We start from the raw sequence: 23,902 nt of genomic DNA on the forward strand, positions 1-23,902 counted from the left end.
AGGCGTCCGCACAAGTGACCTGCATCCAGAGTTCTACGGCGAATCAACGCCGTAGGATCGTCCCTTTATTGGGGCCATAGCTCAGCTGGGAGAGCACCTGCTTTGCAAGCAGGGGGTCGTCGGTTCGATCCCGACTGGCTCCACCAAGCTCGACCTGGTGACGATAGAGACAACGGGTCTGTAGCTCAGGTGGTTAGAGCGCACCCCTGATAAGGGTGAGGCCGGTGGTTCGAGTCCTCCCAGACCCACCATCTCTCTGGATGCCTTCGCACACACATAAAGATTTGAATCGACGCGGCGCTGAAGCCGATGTCGTGTTCTTTGAAAATTGGGATGTAGCGCGTTTGAGATGAGACATCATTACAGACGTGTCGTAGAGGCTAAGGCGGGGATCCTCGAGATCCCTAACATTTGAAATGTCGTTGATATTCGCGACGACTAATCCCGAGGCGACTTGGGGTTATATGGTCAAGCGAATAAGCGCACACGGTGGATGCCTTGGCGGTCAGAGGCGATGAAGGACGTGGCAGCCTGCGAAAAGTGTCGGGGAGCTGGCAACAAGCTTTGATCCGGCAATGTCCGAATGGGGAAACCCACTCCGCAAGGAGTATCTAATACTGAATACATAGGTATTGGAGGCAAACCCGGGGAACTGAAATATCTAAGTACCCGGAGGAAAAGAAATCAACCGAGATTCCCTCAGTAGCGACGAGCGAACGGGGAGCAGCCCAAAAGTCGATGTGGTTTTAGCAAAACGGTCTGGAAAGGCCGGCCATAGTAGGTGACAGCCCTTTATGCGAAAGGGCCATATCGATGAAATTGAGTAGGGCGGGGCACGAGAAACCCTGTCTGAACATGGGGGGACCATCCTCCAAGGCTAAATACTCCTGACCGACCGATAGTGAACCAGTACCGTGAGGGAAAGGCGAAAAGAACCCCGGAGAGGGGAGTGAAATAGACCCTGAAACCGTGTGCGTACAAGCAGTAGGAGCCCTTCGGGGTGACTGCGTACCTTTTGTATAATGGGTCAGCGACTTACTGTTCGTGGCGAGCTTAACCGTATAGGGGAGGCGAAGGGAAACCGAGTCTGATAAGGGCGCATAGTCGCGGGCAGTAGACCCGAAACCGGGTGATCTAGTCATGCCCAGGGTGAAGGTACCGTAACAGGTACTGGAGGCCCGAACCCACTCCCGTTGCAAAGGTAGGGGATGAGGTGTGATTAGGAGTGAAAAGCTAATCGAACCCGGAGATAGCTGGTTCTCCTCGAAAGCTATTTAGGTAGCGCCTCGCGTGAATCTTCTTGGGGGTAGAGCACTGTTATGGCTAGGGGGTCATTGCGACTTACCAAACCATGGCAAACTCCGAATACCAAGACAGACTGCGCGGGAGACACACGGCGGGTGCTAACGTTCGTCGTGAAAAGGGAAACAACCCAGACCCACAGCTAAGGTCCCAAATTTATCGCTAAGTGGTGAACGATGTGGAAAGGCACAGACAGCCAGGAGGTTGGCTTAGAAGCAGCCACCCTTTAAAGAAAGCGTAATAGCTCACTGGTCGAGTCGGTCTGCGCGGAAGATTTAACGGGGCTAAGCGATAAACCGAAGCTTGGGGTGCATACTTTGTATGCGCGGTAGAGGAGCGTTCCGTAGGCCTGCGAAGCGGGATTGAGAAGTCCCGTGGAGGTATCGGAAGTGCGAATGCTGACATGAGTAACGATAATGCGGGTGAAAAGCCCGCACGCCGAAAGCCCAAGGTTTCCTTGCGCAACGTTAATCGACGCAGGGTGAGTCGGCCCCTAAGGCGAGGCAGAAATGCGTAGTCGATGGGAAGCTGGTTAATATTCCAGCACCTCGCGTAAGTGCGATGGAGGGACGGAGAAGGTTAGGCAGGCCAGGCGTTGGTTGTCCTGGTGAGAGAGTTGAGGCGGTGCCCTTTGGCAAATCCGGGGGCGCAACGTTGAGACTAAGGACCGGTCCATTAGGACTAGGCTGCTGATATCACGCTTCCAGGAAAAGCTCCTAAGCTTCAGCTTACGCAGACCGTACCGTAAACCGACACAGGTGGGTAGGATGAGAATTCTCAGGCGCTTGAGAGAACTCGGGTGAAGGAACTAGGCAAAATAGCACCGTAACTTCGGGAGAAGGTGCGCCCCTTTTGGTTAATAGCTGAGAGGGGCCGAAGTGACCAGGCCGCTGCGACTGTTTATCAAAAACACAGCACTCTGCAAACACGAAAGTGGACGTATAGGGTGTGACGCCTGCCCGGTGCTGGAAGGTTAATTGATGGGGTCAGCCGCAAGGCGAAGCTCTTGATCGAAGCCCCAGTAAACGGCGGCCGTAACTATAACGGTCCTAAGGTAGCGAAATTCCTTGTCGGGTAAGTTCCGACCTGCACGAATGGCGTAACGACAGCGGCGCTGTCTCCACCCGAGACTCAGTGAAATTGAAATCGCTGTGAAGATGCAGCGTTCCCGTGGCAAGACGGAAAGACCCCGTGAACCTTTACTATAGCTTTACATTGAACGTTGAGTTCGTCTGTGTAGGATAGGTGGGAGGCTATGAAACCTTGGCGCTAGCTGAGGTGGAGCCATCCTTGAAATACCACCCTGATGTGCTTGACGTTCTAACCTGGATCCGTAATCCGGATCGGGGACCATGTATGGTGGGTAGTTTGACTGGGGCGGTCTCCTCCCAAAGAGTAACGGAGGAGCTCGAAGGTACGCTCAGCGCGGTCGGACATCGCGCACTGTGTGCAAAGGCATAAGCGTGCTTGACTGCAAGATCGACGGATCAAGCAGGTACGAAAGTAGGACTTAGTGATCCGGTGGTTCTGTATGGAAGGGCCATCGCTCAACGGATAAAAGGTACTCCGGGGATAACAGGCTGATACCGCCCAAGAGTTCATATCGACGGCGGTGTTTGGCACCTCGATGTCGGCTCATCACATCCTGGGGCTGTAGTCGGTCCCAAGGGTATGGCTGTTCGCCATTTAAAGTGGTACGCGAGCTGGGTTCAGAACGTCGTGAGACAGTTCGGTCCCTATCTGCCATGGGCGTTGGAGATTTGAGAGGGGCTGCTCCTAGTACGAGAGGACCGGAGTGGACGAACCTCTGGTGTTCCGGTTGTCACGCCAGTGGCACTGCCGGGTAGCTATGTTCGGAAGCGATAACCGCTGAAAGCATCTAAGCGGGAAGCGCGCCTCAAGATGAGATCTCCCGGGACACAAGTCCCCTAAAGGAACCATCAAGACTAGGTGGTTGATAGGCAGGGTGTGTAAGTGCAGCAATGCATTGAGCTAACCTGTACTAATGATCCGTGTGGCTTGACCATATAACCTCAAGTGGCCTTGGACTCGACGACGCGTCGATAATGTTCATCGCAACCGCTACATCCCACCCTTTGAGAGCGTGAGCGCGAAAGTGCCTGTCGGCACGGCCGCGACCCTCCACCCTCTCCCTGGTGACAATAGCTGTGTGGAACCACCCGATCCCATTCCGAACTCGGAAGTGAAACGCTCACGCGCCGATGGTAGTGTGCACTTAGCATGCGAGAGTAGGTCATCGCCAGGGTCTTTACCCCGAAACCCTGCAGCCTCGGCTGCGGGGTTTCTCTTTTTGCGGCTCGAAAATGCCGCGGCGCGGTACAACCGCGGCCGCCGCCCGGGCAGGCGCCTGCGCGCCGCTCAGAACAGGTCGGCGCTCGTCGGAACCGGCGGTTCGCGGCGCTTCGGCTTGCCGTTGCGGCCGCCGGCGCCGGAAGGCGCGTGCCTGGCGCCGCGCTCGCGCGTCTGCCGGTGCGTGTTCTCGGCCAGCACCTTGAACTGGCGCTCGCGCAGCCGCCAGAGTTCGCCGGCATCGCCCGGTTCGGAGGACGCGCGTCGCGTCGCGGCCACGTCCTCCTCCAGGGAGACGTCAGGGATCGTCGAGAAGGGAATGCGCATCGGCGCCGCGCCGTGCGCCAGGGCCTGCTGCATGGCGGCGAAGTACAGGGCGTTGTTGCCGTAGCGACCGTTGACGCGATCGAGCACCGAGCTCATCGCCTTCGCGCGACCGCGTTCGCCGATCAGCTCGCCCGAGGCCTGGCCGGTTTCCTGCAGCCCGGTGAGCGTCACCGCCACCGACAGCGGCGGATGGCGCGCGGGATTCCAGCGCCCGCGGGCCATCGCGGCGCGCAGCCGTTCCAGCTGCTCGCCGAGCAGGGCGAGCAGGGTCCGGGTGTCGTCGATCGGCGCGAATTGCAGGTCTGGCTCGAAGCGTCGCTCCATGCCGACGAAGCGGATGCGGATCGCCATGCCGGTGGCATGGAAGTTTCCGCGCCGCAGGCGCATGGCCGCCTTGGCCAGCAGCTTGAAGAGCACGGCGCGCGCACCCTCGAAACTGCGCAGTTCCGGGCCCAGCACGTGGGAATGTCCGATCGAGCCGCGCGTCCTGGCGCGCTCGGGCAGGTCGAAGCCGCGCAGCAGGTACCAGAAGCGTTCGCCCTCGACGCTGCCCCAGGCCCGACGCAGCTGTTCGCGGCCGGCGGCGCAAAGCGCCTCGCTGCTGCGGATGCCGGCGGCGAGCAGGCGCGCCTCCATCGACGGGCCGATGCCGCAGAAATCGCGCAGCGCGAGCGGATGCAGCGCATGCGGCAGATCGCGCTGCTCGATCACGGTCAGGCCGTCGGGCTTGTTCATGTCCGAGGCGGTCTTGGCCAGGAAGCGGTTGGGCGCGATGCCGATGGAGCAGGTCATCGCCGGGCTGATCTCCAGCTCGACCAGGCGCCGCTTGATGCGTCCGGCGATGGCGACGGCATTCTCGCGCTGGCGTTCGCGGCCCATCAGCAGGCAGGGCACCTCGTCGATCGAGGCCGCCTCCTCGTGGTGGATGCAATCCTCGATCGCCTGCATGAAGCGCTGGTGCATCTCGATGTAGCGCGCCGGGCGCGCCAGCACGAAGACGATGTCGGGACATCGTTCCCTGGCCTCGCGCACGCCGGTTCCGGTTTTCACGCCATGGCGCTTGGCCTGCGCGCTGGCCGCCAGGCAGCAGGTAGTCTCGGCCGCGACCGGGACGACGGCGACCGGCCGCCCGCGCAGCGCGGGATCGTCGTGCTGCTCGACGGAGGCGAAGAAGGAATCGAAATCGACGAACAGGCAACGCAGGGTCATGGCGCGCAAACCGCCGGCAACGCATCGGCGACCAGTATCGCGCGCCGGCGTCTTATCCCATGAGAATCAATTGAATCAATGGGTTGCGGAGCCGTCAGAGCACGGTCGGCGGCTCGCCGCCGACGATCACCACATCGGCCGGACGGCGTGCGAACAGGCCGACGCTGACCACGCCCGGGATCTGGTTCAACTCGCGCTCCAGCGCGACCGGATCGACGATGGACAGGCCGTGGACGTCGAGCACCCAGTTGCCGTTGTCGGTGACCACGCCCTCGCGCCAGACCGGCTGGCCGCCGGTGGCGGCGAGGATCTCGCGCGCGGCCAGGCTGCGCGCCATCGGGATCACTTCGATTGGCAGCGGAAACCGGCCCAGCACGTCGACCCGCTTGCTCGGATCGACGATGCAGACGAACTTCGCGCTGGCCTCGGCGATGATCTTCTCGCGCGTGAGCGCGGCGCCGCCGCCCTTGATCAGGCGCTTGTGCGGATCGCACTCGTCGGCGCCGTCGACGTACAGCGTCAGCGGTCCGGCATGGTTGAGGTCGATGACCTCGATGCCGTGGCCGCGCAGCCGTTCGGTGCTTTGCTCGGAACTGGAGACCGCGCCGCGGATGCGGTGCTTGATGCGGGCGAGGGCATCGATGAAATAGGCGACGGTGGAGCCGGTGCCGACGCCGACGATGCTGTCGTCCTCGACGAAATCGATGGCTTTCTCGCCGGCCAGGCGCTTGGCTTCGGACATGGTCAGGGGTTCGCGGTAAGGGGAATGCGGGGATTGCGGCGAACGCGGCCGCGCGCGGTGGACGCCGTCACTCCAGCGACAGCAGCAGCTTCCACTGCGCCGCGGTCACCGGCAGCACCGAGAGGCGGCTGCCGCGGCGGATCAGCGCGAACTCCTCGCCCAGTTCGGCCGAGTGCCGCTTGATCTCCTCCAGCGGCAGCACGCGCTTGAACTTGCGCTCGAAGCTCACGTCGACCATCTGCCAGCGCGGCTCTTCCGGCGTGCTCTTGGGATCGAAGTAGTCGGACTTGGCGTCGAACTGGGTGGGGTCCGGGTAGGCGGCGCAGGCGACCTTGGCCACGCCGACGATGCCGGGCACCTCGCAGCTGGAATGGTAGAAGAGCACGCCGTCGCCGACCTGCATCTGCCGCATGAAGTTGCGCGCCTGGTAGTTGCGCACGCCGGTCCACGGCTCGGTGCCCACGCGCTTCAGGTCGTCGATGGAGAACGCATCGGGTTCGGTCTTCATCAGCCAGTAGCGTTTGCGCGTGCTCATGCGGGCTCGGTCGGTGGCGGGTCAGTCGGTGGCGGAGAAGGTGTCGAGTTCGGTGCAGACCGCGTCCAGCGGCACGTCCCAGGCGGCGGCGTCGAGCGCGTCGACCTGCTGCATGGCGAAGGCGGCCCCGACCAGCGCGGGCGGCGCCGCGCGCTCGTGCCGGAACGCGAAGCTGCGATCGTACCAGCCGGCGCCCATGCCCAACCGGTGGCGGCGCGCGTCGAAGGCCACCAGCGGCGCGACTACCAGCGCCATCGCCTCGGGCTCGAGCAGGGCGTCGTCGGCGACATCCGGTTCGGGAATGCCGTGGCGGTTGGCCAGCAGGGGCGCGCCCGGGCGCCAGGGCGCGAAGCGCAGGCGGCCGTCCTCGCGCAGGACGGGCAGGCAGTAGGTGCAGGCGGCCGGGAGCCGCAATTGCCAGGCATGCAGGCCGATCTCGCCATCGACGGCCCAATAGCCGGCGACGGGGCCGTGCGCGGGCAGTCCGGACAGGGCGAGCAGGCGGTCGGCAAGGCGTTCGGCGGCGGCGATGCGCTCGGCGGCGGGGATCGCGCGCCGACGCGCGCGCAGCTCGCGACGCAGGGCGAGGCGAGGGTCGCTGGTGGCGGAACGTTCCGGCATGCGCGCGCGATTCCAGGCAGACGTAATTCGAGGCGCCTATTCTAGAGAAGCGCGGTCCAGGCGGGCACGCCCGCGCTCCGGAGCGCATGCTCCGGGATTCCATGCTCCGGGGAGTCGCGCCCGTCCGCGCGGCATCGCCTGCGCAGACAAATCTTTGCGGAAAGGCCGCGGAACGATTCGCCGCGCGACAGAAAAGATACGTCCTCCGCCATGCCGATGCGTGCGAAACGACCTTGAACCCGAGGTTCAAGTGGGAACGCTTGGACTCCATCGGGCTTTCCGCTCGAAGGCGGACATGCACACCCGGTTTCCGCTGCGCCCCCGTGGTCGTCATTAAGGGACAAGGCGAATGTTTGCGCACGCCGTCGATCACGGCAGAGGACGCGGACGCAGTATAGCGCGTGGCGGTCCGGCACGGCATCCGTCTGTCGGTAGCACAGGCGCCGGAGCAATCCCGGGTTCAGAACGTCGGCGGCCGGACTGCGCGGCGCATGGCCGCCGGGCGCCGCGTCGATCGGCGTGCGTTCAGGCGTCCAGCAGCGCGTCGAGCTTGCGCTGCAGCTCTCCCAGCGTCCGCGCCAGTTCGTGCTCGCGCCGTTCGGTCTGCTCGCGCAGCTGCTGCAGCTCGTGCGCGAGGTTGAGCGCGGCCAGCACGGCGACGCGATCCACCGCGGCCATGCGGTTGGCGCCGCGCACGTCGCGCATCCTGTTGTCCAGCAGGCGGGCCGCCGAGCGCAGGCTGTCCTGCTCGCCGGGCTCGACGCCGACCGTGTATTCGCGATCCAGGATGCGGATGCTGACGACTTCGCTGCTGCCGGCCGCGCTCACGTGTGCTGCTCCAGCGACTTCAGCCGCGCGATCATCGCCTCGACGCGCGAGCGCGCCTGCTCGTTCTTGGCCAGCAGCTGCGAACGCTCGCTGGCCAGCTGCTCGTGCTGCTGGCGCAGGCTGCGGTTCTCCTCGGCCAGGCGCCGGGTACGCTCGGCCAGCGCATCGAAACGCTCGGCCAGGGCGCGCAACTGCTCGAGGACGTCCGGGGTTTCCATGTCGGCACGATAGGCAGGCGGCGGGGGGCGGTCAAGACAGAGCGCCGCCGCCGCCCGGGCAGGCCGGCGTCCAGCGGCGGACGAAGTCCAGGCAATCCCCCGCCCCGAGCGGAGGCGAGAGCCAGAATCCCTGGATCTCATGACAGCCGCGTTGCTGCAGGAATCGCATCTGGGCGTCGGTCTCCACGCCCTCGGCGACCACGGTCAGTCCCAGCGAGTGCGCCATGGCGACGATGGTGCCGGTGATGGCGGCATCGTCCGGGTTGCGGGCGAGGTCGCCGATGAATTCCTTGTCGATCTTCACGGTGGTGATGGGCAGGCGCTTGAGATAGGCCAGCGAGGAATAGCCGGTGCCGAAGTCGTCGATGGCCAGGGCGACGCCGAGCTCGCGGAAGGCCTGCACCCGCGCCGCGGCCTGCTCGGCGCTGGCCATCAGCACCGATTCGGTGAGCTCGAGCTCGAGCGCGTCCGCCGGGACGTCGGTCTCCGCCAGGATCTCGCGCACGACGCGCGGGAAGTCGCCGCGCATCAGTTGCAGGCCGGAGACGTTGACCGACATGCGGAAATCCCCGACGCCCTGCCGGCGCCAATGCCGCAGGGTGGTGCAGGCCTCGCGCAGCACCCATTCGCCGATCTCGCGGATCAGGCCGCTTTCCTCGGCGAGCGGGATGAACTCGGTGGGATCGATTTCGCCGTGCTCGCGGCTATTCCAGCGCAGCAGCGCTTCGGCGCCGGTGATGCGCGCAGGCACCGGCGTGCCTGCCGGCGGGGTCCGCGCCAGCGTCAGGCGCGGCTGGTAGACCAGGTGCAGTTCGTTGCGCTCGAGCACCTTGCGCAGCGCGCCGGACAGCACCGCGCGCCGGCGCGAGGCCACCTCCATCGTCTCGTCGTAGCGCATGTACATGCGGCGGCCGCCGGCCTTGGCCTGGTACATGGCGGTATCGGCGTGCTTGAGCAGGCTGGCCGGCGAGGCGCCGTGGTCGGGATAGAGGCTGACGCCGATGGAGGGCGAGATCGACACCTCCAGGTGCTTGTCGATGCTCAGCGGCGCCTCGAACGCGTCCAGCACCGCTTGCGCCATGGCGTCGGCGTCGTGATGCGCGGCCAGGTTCTCGAGCACCACGGTGAATTCGTCGCCGCCGTGGCGCGCGACGGTGTGGTGCTCGCCCACCGCGCTCTGCAGCCGCCGCGCCGCCGCGCACAGGATGCGGTCGCCGGTGGCATGGCCGAGGGAGTCGTTGATGTCCTTGAAGCGGTCCAGGTCCAGGAACAGCACCGCGATGCGGGTCTGCGAGTGCTGGGCGTGCAGGATCGCGCGCCACAGCCGCTCCGAGAGCAGGGTGCGGTTGGGCAGGCCGGTCAGCGTGTCGTGGTTGGCCAGGTAGCGCAGTTCCTCCTCGGCGCGCTTTTGCTGGGTGATGTCGCTGAGCACGGCGACGAAGTACTGCGGCTGGCCGCCGCCGTCGTGCACCACGTTGAACTCGTAGGCGCAGAGGAATTCCTCGCCGTCCTTGCGCCGCTGCCAGAGCTCGCCCGCGTAGTGGCCGTGGCGGGTGATCAGGTCGCGGACGTGGCGGTAGAACGCGCTGTCGTGCCGGGGGCTGTCCAGCAGCGCGGCGCTGCGGCCGATCACCTCGTTGTCCTCGTAGCCGGTGATGCGGGTGAAGGCGGGATTGACCGAGACGAACTCGAAGTCGCGGTTCATCACCGTCACCGCCTCGCTCATGCTGCGCAGCACCTGGGCGGCGACGCGGTGCGCGCCCTCGGCCGCGCGTTCGCGGGTGATGTCCAGGGTGGTGCCGGCCATGCGCAGGACCTTGCCGGCGGCATCGCGCGCCACGGCGCGGCCGCGCGAGCGGACCCAGGCGAGCTTGCCGTCGGCGCCGGGAACGCGGTGCTCGGAGCGGTAGGTGTCCTCGCCGCCCTCGAAGTAGCGGCGGATGCGCTCGTGGATCAGCGGCCGGTCCTCGGCGCAGCCGACCTCGCCGATGTCGAGCGTGGACGTCACCAGCCGCCCGGCATCGCCGTTGCCGGGGTCGGCCACCTGCAGCCGGCGCACCAGGCCGGACGCCACGTCGTAGTCCCAGTAGTACTCGCCGCTGGCCCAGAGCGCCAGCTTCAGCCGCTCCTCCAGTTCGCGCATGGCGGCCAGGCGCGAGCGTCCGGCACGGTTGCGCCAGGCGACCAGCGCGACCAGCGCCAGCGCCGCCACGGCAAGAAAGCGCAAATCGACAGCAAACATCCCCAACTGGCGCCCCCGGGCCGCCTATGTAAACGTTACAAAGTGTAGGGGCGTGCGCCGATCTGCGACAGGGGTCAATCTTATGTCACTTGTCAAAGTTTCTTTGAAGGCGCAGCACAGGGCATTGCTACACTTTGTCGCCCCCGCAGCATCGAAGACCGATTCGTGACGCACGAGCTACCCGCCTTATCCGAGGTCGAAGAGGCCTGCCTGAGCCTGCGCATCGGCATGGACGCCTCCGAACTGCATGGCGCGCTGTGCGGCTGGCTGGCCGGCGGCGGCGCCGACAACGCGCGCTGGCTGGCCGCGGTGCTGGCCGACGACGAGGCGCCGAGCGTGGTGGAGGGCAGCGTGCTCGACCGCCTGCGCCGGGCCAGCGCCTCGCAGCTGGAGGATCGCGGCTTCGGTTTCGAACTGCTGCTGCCGGAGGAGGAGGCCGACCTGACCGAGCGCAGCGGCGCCCTGTTCCAGTGGTGTCGCGGCTTCCTGGGCGCCTTCGGCCTGGCCGCGGGCGCGAACCCGGCGCTGTCGGAGGAGGCGAGCGAGGCGCTGGCGGATCTGGCCAGGCTCGCGGCGGCCTCGCCGCAGGAGGACGGCGACGAGGAGGACGAGATCGCGCTGGCCGAGATCGAGGAGTTCGTGCGCGTCGCGGTGCTGCTGCTGCACGGCGATTGCGCGCTCGGGCCGCGCCATCGCCAGCAATTCAACTGAACGCCGTCGCATGACCCAGACCGCAGGCACCTCCCTCCAGGCCTATGCGCGCCGCCGCAAGCAGCTGATGCGCATGGCCGGCGACGACGCCATCCTGATCCTGCCGGCCGCGCCCGAGCGCATCCGCAGCCGCGACACCCACTATCCCTACCGGCAGGATTCCGATCTCTGGTACCTGACCGGGTTCTCCGAGCCCGAGGCGGTGCTGGTGCTGGTGCCCGGCCGCAAGCATGGCGAGCACCTGCTGTTCTGCCGCGAGCGCAATCCCGAGCGCGAGGGCTGGGACGGGCCGCGGGTGGGGCCGGAAGGCGCGGTCGAGAGCTACGGCATGGACGATGCCTGGCCGATCGACGATCTCGACGAGATCCTGCCCGGCCTCCTCGAGGGGCGCTCGCGCGTCTACTACCATTTCGGCCGCGACACCGACTTCGACCTGAAGCTGATCGGCTGGCTCAACCGCGTGCGCGCGCAGGTGCGCCTGGGCGCGCAGCCGCCGCACGAGTTCCTGGAACTGGGCCATCTGCTCGACGAGATGCGGCTGTTCAAGTCGCCGGCCGAACTCAAGCTGATGCGCAAGGCCGCCGAGATCAGCGTGCTCGCCCACGAGACCGCGATGCGCGCGGCGCGGCCGGGCATCCGGGAATACGAGCTGCAGGCGGAGCTGGAGCGCGTGTTCCGCGCTCACGACGCCCATCCGGCCTACGGCAGCATCGTCGGCGCCGGCGGCAACGGCTGCGTGCTGCACTACGTCGCCAATGCCGGCACGGCCCGCGACGGCGACCTGGTGCTGATCGACGCCGGCGCCGAGTACCGCAACTACGCGTCCGACATCACCCGCACCTTCCCGGTCAACGGCCGCTTCGGCAAGGCGCAGCGCGCGCTGCATGACCTGGTCGGGGCCGCTCACGCCGCGGCCATGGCCCAGGCCCGGCCCGGCGTGCCGTACGAGGCCGGACACAACGCCGCCGTGGAGACGCTCACCGAGGGCCTGCTGCAGCTGGGCCTGCTCAAGGGCAGGCTGGAGAAGAACATCGCCGACGGCAGCTACAAGCGCTTCTATCGCCACAAGACCGGGCACTGGCTCGGCCTGGACGTGCACGACGTCGGCGACTACCGCATCGACGGCGAATCGCGCCTGCTCGAGCCCGGCATGGTGTTCACCATCGAGCCCGGCCTGTACGTCTCGCCCGACGACAGGAGCGTGCCCGCGAAATGGCGCGGCATCGGCATCCGCACCGAGGACGACGTGGCGATCACCGCCGACGGCCACGAGGTGCTGACGGCGAAGCTGGCGCGCAGCGCCGACGAGATCGAAGCGCTGATGGCCTCGCGCTAGTCCCGGCCGCTCCCGCCCGAGGGCAGCGCGCCCTCGAGCAGCCGCGCGCGCAGGCGCGGCCACAGGGTGATCACGGCCAGCCCGAGCAGCAGCAGCGCGCAGGCCTGCAGCTTCCAGGCCGGCAAGGGCTCGGCGAACGCGACGGTGGCGGTGAGCATGCCGAACACCGGCACCAGCAGCGACAGCGGCGAGACCGTCGCCGCCGGATAGCGCGCCAGCAGCCAGTTCCAGGCGCCGTAGCCGAACAGGGTGTTGGCCACGCCCTGCCAGATCGACGCGCTCCAGCCGAGCCAGTCGGCGTGGACGAGCGCCTGCGCGATGCGCTCGGGACCTTCGAAGACCAGGCTCGCGATCAGCAGCGGCGGCACCGCGAACAGGCTCGACCACACCATGAAGCCGAGCATGTCGACCTTGCCGGCGCGCTTGGCGACGAGGTTGGCGATCGCCCAGGACAGCCCGCCGGCGAGGGTGAGGATCAGCCCGCGCGTGGTCAGCGAGGCGTCGGTGTGCGCGAACAGGATGCCAAGTCCGGCCACGCACAAGGCCAGGCCCGCGGCCTGGAAGGCGCGCAGGCGTTCGGAGAGCAGCAGCATCGACAGGCCGATGGTGAAGAAGGCCTGCGTCTGCACCACCAGCGAGGCGATGCCCGGCGTGATGTCGGCGCGCATGGCGATGAACAGCAGGCCGAACAGGCCGAAGCCGAGGAAGACGCCGTTGGCCGCCAGCAGCTTCCACGCCACCGGCGGGCGGCGGATCAGGAAGACCCAGGGAACGCAGGAGAAGAAGAAGCGCAGCGCCGCGAACAGCAGCGGCGGCAGTTCGCCCAGCCCGAGCTTGATGATGACGAAGTTCGTGCCCCAGACGACGACGACGGCCAGGGCGAGCAGCAGGTGGGCGGGGGACATCGGAACGGTCGCAGGGGAGACGATGCCCGGCGCCGCCGCGTGCGCGGCGGCGCCGGACGCGCATTGTGCACGAGCGCCGCGACGATCACGTGGAGGCTGCGCATGCGGACGAGGGATAGCGCTGCGCCGGATCACCGTTGCGGGTCGCCACCACCGGCCGCGCCCGCGCGTCCTGCCACGGGACCCTCGGCCACCAGCGCGCCTGCGCGGCCTGCGTATCGGGTTCGAACGCCTGCCCGGGGCGCGGCGTCAGCACCGGCGTGCCGGTGCAGGCCGCGGCGGCCAGCACGCGTTCGGCCGGCTCGGTCCATCCATGGTGCGCCAGCCGCACCAGTCCCCAGTGCACCGGCAGCAGGGCGCGGCCGCGCACCATCGCGTTGGCGGTGACCGCCTGTTCCGGACCCATGTGCCAGTCCGGCCAGTCGGCGTCGTACTGCCCGGCCTCGACCATGGCCACGTCGAACGGGCCGAACCGCTCGCCGGCGGCGCGCAGTCCCTCGTGCAGACCGGTGTCGCCGGAATAGAACACGCGATGGCGCTCGCCGACGAGCGCGTAGCCGGCCCACAGGGTCTTGTCGCTCTGCGGCACCATGCGGCCGGAGGCGTGGCGCGCGGGCGTGGCGATCACCTCGATGCCGCCCACGCGCGTGCGCTGCCACCAGTCGAGCTCGACGATGCGCGATTCCGGCACGCCCCAGCGCGCCAGGTGCGCGCCCACCCCCAGCGGCACCACGAAGACCGCCCGGGACGCATCGCGCAGGGCGCGGATCGTGGCCTCGTCGAGGTGGTCGTAGTGGTCGTGGGAGATCACCACCGCGTCGATTCCGGGCAAGGCGCGCAGCGGCAGCGGCGGCGCGAACCAGCGCCTGGGGCCGACCCATTGCAGCGGCGAGGTGCGCTCGCTCCACAGCGGATCGGTGAGCACGTTCACCCCGTCGATCTCCACCAGCGTGGAGGAATGGCCGAACCAGGTGACGCGCAGCCCCGTGGCCGGCGGCCGCGCGTACTGCGCGGGGTCGGCGACCGCGACGATCGGCGCCTCGGGCACGTCGTGGGGCGTGGTCTCGAACATGCGCGACAGCGCGCCGCCCATGTCGCCCCACATGCCCTGCGGATTGGCGAAGGCGCCGTCGTGCCATTGCGGCGAGTGCTGCATGCGCGCCAGGCGCGCGCCCTCGGCGCTGCCGCCGAAGGAGGAACTGCCGCCGAGCAGCAGCGCGCCGAGCGCGATCGCCAGCAGCAGCGCCGGCACCGCCAACGCCCAGCGGGCGATGCGCCGCGCGGCCGCCAGCCGGCCGCGCCGGCGCGGGGAAGATTCAGCCACGCGAGCTCTCCCGTTCGGCCAGCAGGCGGATGTCGCGGCTCTCCAGGATCGGTTGCGCCGCGCCCTCGCGCGCCACCGCCAGCATGGCCAGGCCGATCGACTCGGTGGTGACCACGGCGTCGGGAAAGAGCGCGCGCAGCACCGAGAACAGCGGCCGCGCCAGCGTGTATGCCGCCTGGTAGAGCGCGGTCTTGGAACGGATGCCGTGCAAGGGCTGGATCGCGCCGGGGCGGAACAGGTAGACGGCCGCGAACGGCAGGCGCCGCAGCGCGTTCTCGGTGCGTCCCTTCACCCGCGCCCACATGCTGCGGCCTTGCTCGCTGCTGTCGGTGCCCGCGCCGGTGACGTAGACGAAGGTCATCCGCGGATTCAGCCGTGCCAGCGCCTGCGCCGCGGCCAGGGTGAGGTCGTGGGTGACGCGCGTGTAGTCGGCCTCGTTCATGCCGACCGAGGACACGCCCAGGCAGAAGAAGCAGGCGTCGAAGGCGCCGAGCCGCGATTCGATCGCGGTGTAGTCATGCATGTCGGCATGCACGATCTCCTCCAGCTTCGGATGCCGCTGTCCGGTGGCGTTGCGGCCGACGGTGACGACGCGGGCCACGTCCTTCGCGCGCAGGCATTCGCGCAGCACCCCCTGGCCGACCATGCCGGTGGCGCCGAAGATCAGCACGTTCATGCCGCGTTCCTGCGCGCATCGCGCGGCCAGGACACCGCGGCCAATGGCTCGGACACGTCCCACAGCCGCGCCGCCACCGCGGCGTCGCGAGCATGGCGGCCGACCGCGGCCTCGGCGACCGGGCCCTTGAGTTCGAAGCAGTCCTTCGGGCCGTAGTAGCCCGCCGGCCTGGCCTCGGGCGAGGTGGCGGCGTAGAGCGTGGGCAGGGCGCCGGCCGCGGCCGACTGCGACAGGTACGGCTGCATCCAGCGCGAGAGATGCTCCAGCGGGTGCGGCCGGTCGCGGCCCAGCCGCGGTCCCGAGGTCTGCAGGTCGGTCACCGCGTAGCCCGGATGGCAGGCGTTGCTCATCAGGCCCCAGCCGCCGGCGTCGCTGCGGCGCTGCAGTTCGAAAGAGAACAGCAGCATCGCCAGCTTGGATTGCGCATAGGCCTGCCAGGGGGCATAGCGGCGCCGCCACTGCAGGTCGTCGAAATGGATCGCGGCGCGCAGCCGGTGCGCGCCGCTGCTCAGGTTGACCACGCGCGGCAGCCGGCCCGCGCGCAATGCCGGCAACAGGCGCGCGGTGAGCGCGAAGTGGCCGAGATAGTTGGTGCCGAACTGCAGCTCGAAGCCGTCGGCGGTCTCGTGCCGGGTGGGCGGCGTCATTACGCCGGCGTTGTTGACCAGCAGGTCGAGCGCGCCGCGCTCGCGCAGGAAGCGTTCGGCGAAGCCGGCGACCGAGGCGAGGCTGCCGAGGTCGAGGTGGGCGTAGCCGATGTCCGCCCGCGGATGGATGCGGCGGATGCGTTGCAGCGCCGCCTCGCCCTTGGCGTCGTTGCGCCCGGTCAGCAGCACGCAGGCGCCGGCACCGGCCAGGGCGAGCGCGGTCTCGTAGCCCAGGCCGCCGGTGGCGCCGGTGATCACGGCGCGACGGCCGGTCTGGGGAGGCAGGTCTTGGAGGGTCCAGTGGGGAGTCATGGGAGTCTCGAGGTTGATAAAAGAGTGACTAGGCACTCAATAAAACAGTGAAGCTCAGGGCTTGGCGATCGCGTTCCAGCAGGCCTCGAATCCGATCCGGGTGTGGCCCTCGGCCTGGTCCGGCGCGCGCAGGATCAGGTCCATGGTCATTTCCGCCAGGGCGCCCAGGATCGCCGGCACGAATTCGGCCGGAAGGCCGTCGCGCAGCAGGCCGCTGCGCATGCTTTCCTGGAGCAGGGCGCCGACCTCGGCGAAGGCCTCGGTGCTGATCGCCCGGCTGCGCTCGTCGATCGCCGCCGACATGGCCAGTTGCAGCATCACCTTGCGCTTGTCCGGCTGCGCCATGCCCCAGCCCACGTACTGGCACCAAAGATGGTGCAGGCGTTCGCGGATGCCGGCGCGGTGCGGGTAGGCGGCCATCATCGTCTCGCGCATCTCCAGCTTCAGGGCGAGGTAGAGCTGGTTGAGCAGTTCGTCCTTGGTGCGGAAGTAGGTGAACAGGGTGCCCTCGGCGACCTTGGCCTCGCGGGCGATGCGTACCGTGGGCGCGCTCAGCCCGTGGCCGGCGAACACCTCGGTCGCGGCGGCCAGGATGGCGTTGCGCTTGTCTTCGCTGCGGGGGCGGGCCATGGAGAGCTTATTGATTGAGTACGCACTCAATCATAGCGGCCGGGCCGGGCATTGCAAGCATGGCCGTCGCGCGGTTCAGCCGCGGGCGGGAATCCGTGGGCCTGAATCCGCAGGCTTGAATCCGCAAGGCCCCGGCGACCTGTCGCCGGCGGCAAAGACCGGCGGGCGCTTACGCGTCCTGCGGGAGGTCCGCGAACGCCGGGCGCGTCAGGTTGATCGGGTCGCCCTCGGTCACCACGATGTCGTCCTCGATGCGGATGCCGCCGTAGGGACGGAAGGCGTCGATGCGGTTCCAGTCCACGTCGCCGGCATGCGCACCCTGCTTCAGCTCCTCGAGCAGCAGGTCGATGAAGTACAGGCCGGGTTCGTTGGTGACCACCATGCCCGGTTCCAGGGTGCGCGTCAGGCGCAGGTAGGGATGTCCGTCGGGCTTGGCGATGGTGCCGCCCTGGTCGGATTGCGCGAAGCCGGCGACGTCATGCACCTGCAGGCCGATGCCGTGGCCCAGGCCGTGCGGGAAGAAGCTGCCGCTCACGCCGGTTTCCACCGCCGCCTCGGGCGAGATCTTCAGGATGCCGAAATCCTTGAGCACGCAGGCCAGGCTCAGGTGCGCGTACAGGTGCACCTGCCGGTAGTCGTGGCCGGCGCGATAGCGCTGCGCGATGTCCTGCTGGGCCTTGTCGACGGCCTCGATCAGCGCCTGGAACTCGCTGCCGGCGTCGGCCGCGTAGGTGCGGGTGATGTCGCTGGCGTAGCCGCCGAAGTCGGCGCCGGCGTCGATCAGGAAGCTGCGCACCGGGGCCGGCGGCAGGCGGCCGAAATCGGTGTAGTGCAGCACCGCGCTGTGCTCGTTGAGCGCGACGATGTTGCCGTAGGGCAGCTCGCTGGCGTCCTGGCCCACCGCCTGGCAATAGGCCAGGTGGATGCCGAATTCCGAGCCGCCGGCGCGGAACACGCGCTCGGCCGCGCGATGGCCGCGCACGCTGCGCCGGGTGGCCTCGCGCATCATCGCGATCTCGTAGGGCGTCTTGTAGGCGCGGTGGTATTCGAGATAGCCGACCACGGCGGGCGGATTGTTCGGCTTGAACGCGCCGTAGTCGCCCAGCGCGCTCTGCGGCTCGCCCAGGATCGCGCAGCGCGAGGCGTTCTTGGGCAGCTGCTCCAGGGCCTCGCCCGGCTTGCGGATCACCACGATGTCGAAATGCTCGGCCCACCAGCCGCTGGGCGCGTCGGGCACGGCGTGCCAGTAGTCCAGCGGCTGCAGGTAGATGAGCTTGGGCCTGGCCCCGGGCGTGTACACCAGCCAGCTGCCGGGATTGCGGGTGAGCGGCACCCATGCCTTGAACTGCGGATTGACCGCGTAGGGATAGTCGCGATCGTCGAACACCTGGACGTGCGCGGTGCCGCTGGGCACCACCAGATGGTCGAAGCCGCCGCGCGCCAGCGCCTGGTCCGCGCGCTGGCTGACGGTGGCGAGGTGTTCGGGGTACAGGGCACTGAGTTCCTGGAGATTCATCGACGACGGACCGGCGGCGGAAAACGCCGATTTTGCCGCAATCGTCGCGTTCCTGCGCACGGCGCGGCGCGACTAGGCCAGGAACAGCTCGATCACGTCGTTGCCGAAACGCCGTCCGAGCTCGGTGGGCACGATGCGTTCGCCCTGCGCCTGCAGCCAGCCCCGCGCCCGCGCCTGCGCCAGGGCGGACTCGATGGCCGCGGGCGGGAGCCCGGTGCGCGCCTGAAACTGCGGCAGGGTGAAACCCGCGTTCAGGCGCAGCGCGTTGAGCATGTATTCGAAGGGGCGGCGCCCGGGCTCGATGCGGTCGTCGCCGCCGATCGCCTGCGCGCTGCCGGCGGCGGCCAGGTAGGCGGCCGGATGCTTGAGTTTCCAGCGCCGCAGGATGGCCTGCTCGGCGCCCAGCGTGATCTTGCCGTGGGCGCCGGCGCCGATGCCCAGGTAGTCGCCGAAACGCCAGTAGTTGAGGTTGTGCGCGCACTGGCGCCCGGGGCGCGCGTAGGCGCTGACCTCGTACTGGGCGTAGCCGGCGGCGGCCAGCAGCGCCTGGCAGCGCTCCTGCATGTCCCAGGCCGCGTCCTCGTCCGGAATCCCGTCCGGCGGCCTGGCCGCGAACACGGTATTGGGCTCCAGCGTCAGCTGGTAGTGCGAGATGTGCGCCGGCTGCAGGGCCACGGCCTGCTCGACGTCGCGCTCGGCCATGGCCATCGACTGCCCGGGCAGGGCGTACATCAGGTCGAGGTTGAAATTGTCGAAGCCGGCCTCGCGCGCCAGCGCCACCGCGGCCACCGCCTCGCGGCTGTCGTGGATGCGGCCCAGGCGCTTGAGCACGGCATCGTCGAAGGTCTGCATGCCGAAGCTCAGGCGGTTCACGCCGGCGGCGCGGTAGTGCTCGAAGCGGCCGTGCTCGGCGGTGCCCGGGTTGGTCTCCAGCGTCACCTCCAGCTCCGGCGCGAAGCGCAGGCGCGCGCTGGCGCCCTGCAGGAAGGCGTCGATCGCCTCGGCCGGAAACAGGCTGGGCGTGCCGCCGCCGAAGAACACGCTATGGATGGTGCGTCCCCACACCAGCGGCAGGTCGTGGTCCAGGTCGGCCAGCAACGCCTCGACGTAGGCCGCGAACGGCAGCTCGCCGCGGCCCTCGTGCGAATTGAAATCGCAGTAGGGGCACTTGCGCACGCACCAGGGCAGGTGCACGTAGAGCGAGAGCGGCGGCGGGATGAGCATCTTGCGTCCGGAGTCACCAACGCAGGGTGCGCCAGTGCATAGCCGGAATTATCCCCCGTGGCTAAGCTGTGCGCTCACGGGGAGGGCATTCTCCCGCCGGAGCCGAGGCCGATGTCCATGAAGCTGCCCGTCGTCTTGCTGTCGATCGCCGGCCTTGCGGCCTGCCAGCCCTCGCCCCAGCCAGCGCAGGCCGCCAAGCCGGAGGCGGAGGCCGGGGAGGCCGCGGCCGCACCGTCGGCGCGGCCGCCCGACCTGCATGCCGTGCAGACCGAGGTGCCGCCGCCGCTGGCGCCGGTGGACAACGCGCGCGACACCACGCCGGTGGACGCGAGGATCCTGGACGTGCGCCTGAGCAACAGCGGCGATCCCGCGAAGAATCTCATCGGCGGCGCCACCGGGCGCTTCGCGCCCGGCGATACGGTCTATGCCGAGGTGCAGACCGACGGCAGGACCGGCGGCTATACCCTCTACGCCAAATGGGTGGCCGCCGACGGCAGCGTGCTCGCCGACAACGGCGTTCGCATCGAGCAGCCCGGCGCGCAGCGGACCGTGGTCAGCTTGAACACGGCGGGGCGCTGGCCCACCGGCCGCAACAAGCTCGAAGTGGCGATCAACGGGCAAGCCGCTCGCGAAGAGGCCTTCGATGTGCAATAGCCTCGTCGGCCGTCGCCAGGAATCGCAGGGCGAGATCGAGATCCGGGCCTGCCGCCCAGCCTGAGAGCAGGTCGCGGATCGCGTCGGCCTCCCCCGCCAGCGCCGGCGGCATGGCGTCCGCCTGCGCGGCCGCGTTCAGTTCGAGATGGTTCGAGCCGAGGAAGGCGGCGAGCGCGGATTTCCAGTAGTCCTTGTGCCGCTCGGGCGCGGCGATGCCGTTCAGGCGGCGCAGGACTTCCACCGCCCAGTCGGGCAGGGAATCGTTCGCGCGCGGCAACGGCGGCGCGGTCGCGGCATCCAGGCCGAGCAGGGCGAGGGTCGCCGCGAACCAGTCCTCCTCGAAACGCAGGCGGTGCAGGCGCCGCGCGCCGAACCCGCGCAGCAGATCCTCGCCCAGCTGCCGCGCATCGGTGAGCCGGCGGATGCGCGGATGGTCTGCGATCTGGGCCGCGGTCAGCGCGGTGCCCCACAGATCGCTGGCGCCGTTGCCGGGATTGACCACGCACTGCTTGTGGTAGGAGCGCAGCCAGGCCTCGCGCTCGCGCGTGACCATCAGGATCTCGATGTCGATGCCGGCGGTGTCCTGGCGAAAGCGCCGCAGCGCGGCGGGGTCGAAGTCGTAGAAATGATTGCTCAGCCCTTCGGCCGAGAAGATCGCCGTCGTATGCCGGAGACGGGGCAGCAGCCGGGCCAGCGTCGTGCCGCCGCGGCGCAGCTCGCCGACCAGGAACTGGTGCTTGTCGCCGCGCAGGTGCGCGCCGTCCGGATAGCAGGCGCCGGCCGAGGCCAGGAGCAGTGCGTTGCGGTGCAGCCAGCGCTGCAGCGCGGACGTGGCCGTCTTGGGCAATCCGACATGCAGCAGGATCCGACGCAGGGGCGTGGCTGGCGAGGGGGCCGGGGGCATGCGTCAGAACCGATAATCGAAAGCTAGGCAATCCTTCGCGAAGCGCTCTTCCACCACGCGCCGGGTCGAGGGCGTGTAGTAGTCGCGGTAATCGCGATGCGTGGAGGCGTTCAGATGCGGCAGCTCGGCGCCATCCAGCCCCAGGCAGGAGCACAGGTTCCGGAAGTCGCGCTGCAGGTGCTCGAAGCGGCCGACGAAGTCCATCGCCTCGGCCCCGTTGCCGTCGAGCAGGTAATCGATCTGGTTGTAGAGGAAAGGCTTCCAGCCGGAACGGTCCGTCGCGTCCTGGCAGCGGGTGACGAAATCGCCGAAGGTCGGTGCATGCGCCAGCACGTGCTGCTGCACACGGTTGTAGTCCGGATTCTGCAGTTTCTCCTCCTCCGACAGCAGCCTGGCCTTGGAGGTGATCGAGGCATACCAGGACACCAGCCGGTCGAAGGGGTTGCGCACGAAGGCGGCCTTGAAATAGCCGCGGTGGCCGGCGCCGTGATCGCGCGCGGCCAGCAGGTAGGGATCGTGCGGCCTCAGGTAGTCGCGGGTGCCGGCCACCTTTTCCTTCAGGAAACGGCTGATGCTTGTGCCGCCGGTTTTCTGGACGTGCACGAAGAGAAACCGCAGGTCGTCGTTGATCAGCACCGGTCGCTCGTCCTCTAGGCGATTTTGAGCAGGGCGTTGGCCGATGCCGCCGCCGTTCCGGCCAGCGCGGCGTTCGCCTTGCGGATCGCGGCGTCGATGCCCGGGATTCCCACGCATCCCAGGCGGCCGTCGCCGTCCACGTTGCCGTGGTAATGCAGGGACGAGAACGTCTCAGGGACGTCGGCGTACCGCGCGGGATCGAAATGCGTGGGGAAGTTCGCGTGGCACGGCAGCTCGGCGAACGGGAGCCCGGTTTCCAGCATCGCCAGCATGAAGCCGAGCTGGTCGGCGTGCAGGATCTTGTCGCGGAGGATGTCCTGGCGCGACAGGCAGTACGCCGACCAGCGCCGCCAGGCCGGCGAGAGTTCGGAGAGCTGCTTCCGCTCGAGGACGTACATGCCGCCGTTGCAGTTCAGGCGGTGGGTCCGCGCGCCCGGCTGGAAACCGGGTTGAGCCGAGCAGGGCTCGTCGCGGAATCCCGCCGCGTCGAGCAGCCGCCGCAGCATGGCCGCGTCCGGATTCGGCCCGTCGACGATGCGGGCGCGGACGTGGCCCTCCCGCACCAGGGCGCGCGGCGAGGACAGGAACACGATGTCGGCATCGCACAGGATCAGGTGCGAAGCTCCGGTTTGCAGCAGGGATTCGAATTGCTGCAGCTTGTTGCAGTACGCCGCGGGCCCGTCGCCGTAGCGCGCCACCTGCCGGGTGGTCACGCCCTGGCCGGAGAGCCAGGCGGAAAACTCCGGCTGCAGCGGGCCGGTATGGTGGACGATCTTCTTCAGATCCCGGGCATGGTCGAGCGCGGCAAGGGAAGCGATGAAGCTTCTCGCCTGGCGGTGATATTTGAAATCCTCGTCTATGACGCAGGATATGGCGATGGATGCCATGCGCTCCCGATGAGAAGTAAGGCGCGGCGTCGTCTCTGTCCTCCGGACATTGTCCGAGGCGACGGCCGACCGGATTTTCCCCTGCCTATATGGAACGGAATCCGCGCTTCCCCGGCGCGAAAACCCTGGGATTATCTGCAGGAAACCCGCGGAGATAATCCCGTGCAGCCCGCCATCACGGCCGGGCGGATCGAACCGTTGCCCCGCCAAGGCCGCGTCGGGAAAGTCCTGGGGCTTTCCCGCGCGACCTTGGCCGGTCCGTGTCCCGAAGCGGTCGCAAAACGCGCCGGAATCAGAGCGGGTTGGCGTAGTCGCCCGCGATCGTGGTGCAGTTGACGAAGCTCAGCAGCTGCCCGATCAGGCCTGCGCCGAGCACGATGTTGTCGCGCGAGCCGCCGCTGAGGATCAGGCCGTCGCCGCAGCGAATGCCGGCGTCCGTTCCCAGCAGGCCGGAAGCCATGACGATCGTGTTGCCTTCGACGGTATTGCGATTGCCGTTCTGGTTCCAGATGCCGCGGCGCGAGCCGGAGCCGTTGGGCACCAGGTTGCGGACGCGGTTGCCCTTGATGGTTCCCGAGTCCATGTCTTCGGTGCGGATGCCGTAGGTCGTGCCGTTGCTGCCGCCCGTGGCGACCACGCCGCTGACCGTGTTGTCGATGATGTCCACGTCCCCTGCGCTGTTGATGCCGTGGAACTGGGTGGTGCCGGCGATCGGGGTGCCGCCGGTGTCGACGACTTCGTTACGGCGAATCGCCGAGCCGTCGCCGGTGACGTAGATGCCGGTCTGCGTGTTCAGGTCGACGCGGTTGTCCTGGACGCGGTAGTCGCCGTTGAGCAGCTGGATGCCGACCCGGAAGCCGCGCACGCCGCAGTTCCTGACCTGGACATTCAAACGCGTGTTCGCGCTGATGCCCACCGCGTTGGTGGTCGGGCCGGCGGCGAGGTTGCCCACCTTGTATTCGTTGCAGTCGATGGTGACGTTGTTGGTGTTGACCGTGATGGCAGCGCCGGAAGCGAGGGAGCCGCTGACGTTCTGCTTCAGGCAATAGACGCCCTGGGTGGTAATGGTGGTCGGAATCGAGGTGATATTGATGCAGTTGATGGTTTCTGCGGCGGCGGGCAGTGCATAGGTGAAACCGGCGAGCACACCTAAAATCACAAGCGCCTTCGAGTACGCAAGCTCTGGTTTTTTCATGGCTATGACCC

General features: G+C 67.9%; 21 protein-coding genes, 2 tRNA genes, 2 rRNA genes and 1 other RNA gene. 7 read left to right on the forward strand and 19 right to left on the reverse strand.

Annotated features, from left to right (window positions below; translation table 11 throughout):
* Window positions 1–70 precede the first annotated feature (70 nt).
* The 4 genes from MD221_RS08275 (at window position 71) to rrf (ending at window position 3,568) form a co-directional block, all read left to right on the forward strand.
* A tRNA-Ala gene (locus MD221_RS08275) sits at window positions 71–146 on the forward strand.
* Window positions 147–174: 28 nt separating this feature from the next.
* Window positions 175–251 (forward strand) — tRNA-Ile (locus MD221_RS08280).
* A gap of 215 nt (window positions 252–466) precedes the next feature.
* Window positions 467–3,329 (forward strand): 23S ribosomal RNA (locus tag MD221_RS08285).
* Between the two features lie 125 nt (window positions 3,330–3,454).
* Window positions 3,455–3,568: ribosomal RNA gene (gene rrf, locus MD221_RS08290) — 5S ribosomal RNA — on the forward strand.
* A 113-nt stretch (window positions 3,569–3,681) separates the two neighbouring features.
* Here the strand turns inward: rrf and MD221_RS08295 are convergent.
* The 8 genes from MD221_RS08295 to MD221_RS08330 all read right to left on the reverse strand — a co-directional run bounded on the left by MD221_RS08295 (window position 3,682) and on the right by MD221_RS08330 (window position 10,334).
* Window positions 3,682–5,148 carry a DNA polymerase Y family protein gene (locus MD221_RS08295; protein WP_242110203.1) on the reverse strand — a complete coding sequence of 489 codons (1,467 nt, stop codon included), beginning with the start codon at window positions 5,146–5,148 and terminating at the stop codon, window positions 3,682–3,684.
* 94 nt (window positions 5,149–5,242) lie between these two features.
* Window positions 5,243–5,890 carry a ribose-5-phosphate isomerase RpiA gene (gene rpiA, locus MD221_RS08300; protein WP_242110213.1) on the reverse strand — a complete coding sequence of 216 codons (648 nt, stop codon included), beginning with the start codon at window positions 5,888–5,890 and terminating at the stop codon, window positions 5,243–5,245.
* 67 nt (window positions 5,891–5,957) lie between these two features.
* Window positions 5,958–6,425 (reverse strand): EVE domain-containing protein, encoded by a 468-nt coding sequence (locus MD221_RS08305; protein ID WP_242110215.1) that lies wholly within the window; start codon window positions 6,423–6,425, stop codon window positions 5,958–5,960.
* Window positions 6,426–6,446: 21 nt separating this feature from the next.
* Window positions 6,447–7,046, reverse strand: coding sequence for a 5-formyltetrahydrofolate cyclo-ligase (locus MD221_RS08310; protein ID WP_242110234.1), 600 nt, complete (start codon window positions 7,044–7,046; stop codon window positions 6,447–6,449).
* Between the two features lie 198 nt (window positions 7,047–7,244).
* Window positions 7,245–7,430, reverse strand: a non-coding RNA gene (gene ssrS / locus MD221_RS08315) — 6S RNA.
* A 141-nt stretch (window positions 7,431–7,571) separates the two neighbouring features.
* Window positions 7,572–7,874 (reverse strand): cell division protein ZapA, encoded by a 303-nt coding sequence (locus MD221_RS08320; RefSeq protein ID WP_242110236.1) that lies wholly within the window; start codon window positions 7,872–7,874, stop codon window positions 7,572–7,574.
* Window positions 7,871–8,092 (reverse strand): TIGR02449 family protein, encoded by a 222-nt coding sequence (locus tag MD221_RS08325; RefSeq protein WP_242110238.1) that lies wholly within the window; start codon window positions 8,090–8,092, stop codon window positions 7,871–7,873. The genes MD221_RS08320 and MD221_RS08325 overlap by 4 nt, the downstream gene beginning before the upstream one ends.
* Window positions 8,093–8,123: 31 nt before the next feature.
* Complete coding sequence (locus MD221_RS08330) at window positions 8,124–10,334, reverse strand: putative bifunctional diguanylate cyclase/phosphodiesterase (protein WP_242110245.1); 2,211 nt, start codon at window positions 10,332–10,334, stop codon at window positions 8,124–8,126.
* A 165-nt stretch (window positions 10,335–10,499) separates the two neighbouring features.
* Between MD221_RS08330 and MD221_RS08335 the strand changes: the two genes are divergently transcribed.
* Entirely contained in the window at window positions 10,500–11,045 is a 546-nt protein-coding gene (locus tag MD221_RS08335; RefSeq protein ID WP_277928883.1) for a UPF0149 family protein, read from the forward strand.
* A 10-nt stretch (window positions 11,046–11,055) separates the two neighbouring features.
* The gene (locus tag MD221_RS08340; RefSeq protein WP_242110257.1) at window positions 11,056–12,381 is read left to right on the forward strand and encodes an aminopeptidase P N-terminal domain-containing protein; all 1,326 of its coding nucleotides are present in this window, start codon (window positions 11,056–11,058) and stop codon (window positions 12,379–12,381) included.
* Here the strand turns inward: MD221_RS08340 and MD221_RS08345 are convergent.
* The 7 genes from MD221_RS08345 to hemW form a co-directional block, all read right to left on the reverse strand.
* Window positions 12,378–13,286 (reverse strand): EamA family transporter, encoded by a 909-nt coding sequence (locus MD221_RS08345; protein ID WP_242110267.1) that lies wholly within the window; start codon window positions 13,284–13,286, stop codon window positions 12,378–12,380. The two genes, MD221_RS08340 and MD221_RS08345, sit on opposite strands and share 4 nt — an antisense overlap.
* Before the next feature lie 85 nt (window positions 13,287–13,371).
* Window positions 13,372–14,610 (reverse strand): MBL fold metallo-hydrolase, encoded by a 1,239-nt coding sequence (locus tag MD221_RS08350; protein ID WP_242110269.1) that lies wholly within the window; start codon window positions 14,608–14,610, stop codon window positions 13,372–13,374.
* On the reverse strand, window positions 14,603–15,286 hold the full coding sequence (locus tag MD221_RS08355; protein ID WP_242110271.1) for an NAD-dependent epimerase/dehydratase family protein: 684 nt from the start codon (window positions 15,284–15,286) through the stop codon (window positions 14,603–14,605). Before MD221_RS08355 ends, MD221_RS08350 begins: the two co-directional genes overlap by 8 nt.
* Window positions 15,283–16,245: an SDR family oxidoreductase gene (locus MD221_RS08360; protein ID WP_242110281.1), complete on the reverse strand. Its 963-nt coding sequence runs from the start codon at window positions 16,243–16,245 to the stop codon at window positions 15,283–15,285. The genes MD221_RS08355 and MD221_RS08360 overlap by 4 nt, the downstream gene beginning before the upstream one ends.
* Window positions 16,246–16,299: 54 nt before the next feature.
* Complete coding sequence (locus tag MD221_RS08365; RefSeq protein ID WP_242110283.1) at window positions 16,300–16,875, reverse strand: TetR/AcrR family transcriptional regulator; 576 nt, start codon at window positions 16,873–16,875, stop codon at window positions 16,300–16,302.
* 169 nt (window positions 16,876–17,044) lie between these two features.
* On the reverse strand, window positions 17,045–18,391 hold the full coding sequence (pepQ, locus tag MD221_RS08370; protein ID WP_242110285.1) for a Xaa-Pro dipeptidase: 1,347 nt from the start codon (window positions 18,389–18,391) through the stop codon (window positions 17,045–17,047).
* A gap of 72 nt (window positions 18,392–18,463) precedes the next feature.
* Window positions 18,464–19,615, reverse strand: a complete 1,152-nt coding sequence (gene hemW, locus MD221_RS08375) for a radical SAM family heme chaperone HemW (protein WP_242110296.1) — start codon at window positions 19,613–19,615, stop codon at window positions 18,464–18,466.
* Window positions 19,616–19,732: 117 nt separating this feature from the next.
* Here hemW and MD221_RS08380 point away from each other — a divergent pair, with 117 nt between their 5' ends.
* Window positions 19,733–20,269 (forward strand): hypothetical protein, encoded by a 537-nt coding sequence (locus MD221_RS08380; protein WP_242110298.1) that lies wholly within the window; start codon window positions 19,733–19,735, stop codon window positions 20,267–20,269.
* Here the strand turns inward: MD221_RS08380 and MD221_RS08385 are convergent.
* The 4 genes from MD221_RS08385 to MD221_RS08400 form a co-directional block, all read right to left on the reverse strand.
* Window positions 20,226–21,116 carry a hypothetical protein gene (locus tag MD221_RS08385; protein ID WP_242110300.1) on the reverse strand — a complete coding sequence of 297 codons (891 nt, stop codon included), beginning with the start codon at window positions 21,114–21,116 and terminating at the stop codon, window positions 20,226–20,228. The genes MD221_RS08380 and MD221_RS08385 overlap by 44 nt on opposite strands.
* 60 nt (window positions 21,117–21,176) lie before the next feature.
* Window positions 21,177–21,809 carry a sulfotransferase family 2 domain-containing protein gene (locus tag MD221_RS08390; protein WP_242110302.1) on the reverse strand — a complete coding sequence of 211 codons (633 nt, stop codon included), beginning with the start codon at window positions 21,807–21,809 and terminating at the stop codon, window positions 21,177–21,179.
* A gap of 14 nt (window positions 21,810–21,823) precedes the next feature.
* The gene (locus tag MD221_RS08395) at window positions 21,824–22,696 is read right to left on the reverse strand and encodes a hypothetical protein (protein WP_242110310.1); all 873 of its coding nucleotides are present in this window, start codon (window positions 22,694–22,696) and stop codon (window positions 21,824–21,826) included.
* 292 nt (window positions 22,697–22,988) lie between these two features.
* Window positions 22,989–23,891 carry a right-handed parallel beta-helix repeat-containing protein gene (locus MD221_RS08400; RefSeq protein ID WP_242110312.1) on the reverse strand — a complete coding sequence of 301 codons (903 nt, stop codon included), beginning with the start codon at window positions 23,889–23,891 and terminating at the stop codon, window positions 22,989–22,991.
* Window positions 23,892–23,902 lie beyond the last annotated feature (11 nt).

The sequence above is a fragment of the Luteimonas aquatica genome, assembly GCF_022662575.1.
In the GTDB taxonomy this organism is placed as follows: Bacteria; Pseudomonadota; Gammaproteobacteria; order Xanthomonadales; family Xanthomonadaceae; genus Luteimonas; species Luteimonas aquatica.

Excerpts from the sequence above, each read along its gene's own strand:
- MD221_RS08365 (WP_242110283.1), bottom strand. The coding sequence starts at position 16,875 with ATGGCCCGCCCCCGCAGCGAAGACAAGCGCAACGCCATCCTGGCCGCC.
- MD221_RS08395 (WP_242110310.1), bottom strand. The coding sequence starts at position 22,696 with ATGGCATCCATCGCCATATCCTGCGTCATAGACGAGGATTTCAAATAT.
- MD221_RS08305 (WP_242110215.1), bottom strand. The coding sequence starts at position 6,425 with ATGAGCACGCGCAAACGCTACTGGCTGATGAAGACCGAACCCGATGCG.
- MD221_RS08380 (WP_242110298.1), top strand. The coding sequence starts at position 19,733 with ATGAAGCTGCCCGTCGTCTTGCTGTCGATCGCCGGCCTTGCGGCCTGC.
- MD221_RS08340 (WP_242110257.1), top strand. The coding sequence starts at position 11,056 with ATGACCCAGACCGCAGGCACCTCCCTCCAGGCCTATGCGCGCCGCCGC.
- MD221_RS08295 (WP_242110203.1), bottom strand. The coding sequence starts at position 5,148 with ATGACCCTGCGTTGCCTGTTCGTCGATTTCGATTCCTTCTTCGCCTCC.
- rpiA (WP_242110213.1), bottom strand. The coding sequence starts at position 5,890 with ATGTCCGAAGCCAAGCGCCTGGCCGGCGAGAAAGCCATCGATTTCGTC.
- MD221_RS08355 (WP_242110271.1), bottom strand. The coding sequence starts at position 15,286 with ATGAACGTGCTGATCTTCGGCGCCACCGGCATGGTCGGCCAGGGGGTG.
- MD221_RS08345 (WP_242110267.1), bottom strand. The coding sequence starts at position 13,286 with ATGTCCCCCGCCCACCTGCTGCTCGCCCTGGCCGTCGTCGTCGTCTGG.
- MD221_RS08310 (WP_242110234.1), bottom strand. The coding sequence starts at position 7,046 with ATGCCGGAACGTTCCGCCACCAGCGACCCTCGCCTCGCCCTGCGTCGC.
- hemW (WP_242110296.1), bottom strand. The coding sequence starts at position 19,615 with ATGCTCATCCCGCCGCCGCTCTCGCTCTACGTGCACCTGCCCTGGTGC.
- MD221_RS08330 (WP_242110245.1), bottom strand. The coding sequence starts at position 10,334 with ATGTTTGCTGTCGATTTGCGCTTTCTTGCCGTGGCGGCGCTGGCGCTG.
- MD221_RS08360 (WP_242110281.1), bottom strand. The coding sequence starts at position 16,245 with ATGACTCCCCACTGGACCCTCCAAGACCTGCCTCCCCAGACCGGCCGT.
- MD221_RS08325 (WP_242110238.1), bottom strand. The coding sequence starts at position 8,092 with ATGGAAACCCCGGACGTCCTCGAGCAGTTGCGCGCCCTGGCCGAGCGT.
- pepQ (WP_242110285.1), bottom strand. The coding sequence starts at position 18,391 with ATGAATCTCCAGGAACTCAGTGCCCTGTACCCCGAACACCTCGCCACC.
- MD221_RS08400 (WP_242110312.1), bottom strand. The coding sequence starts at position 23,891 with ATGAAAAAACCAGAGCTTGCGTACTCGAAGGCGCTTGTGATTTTAGGT.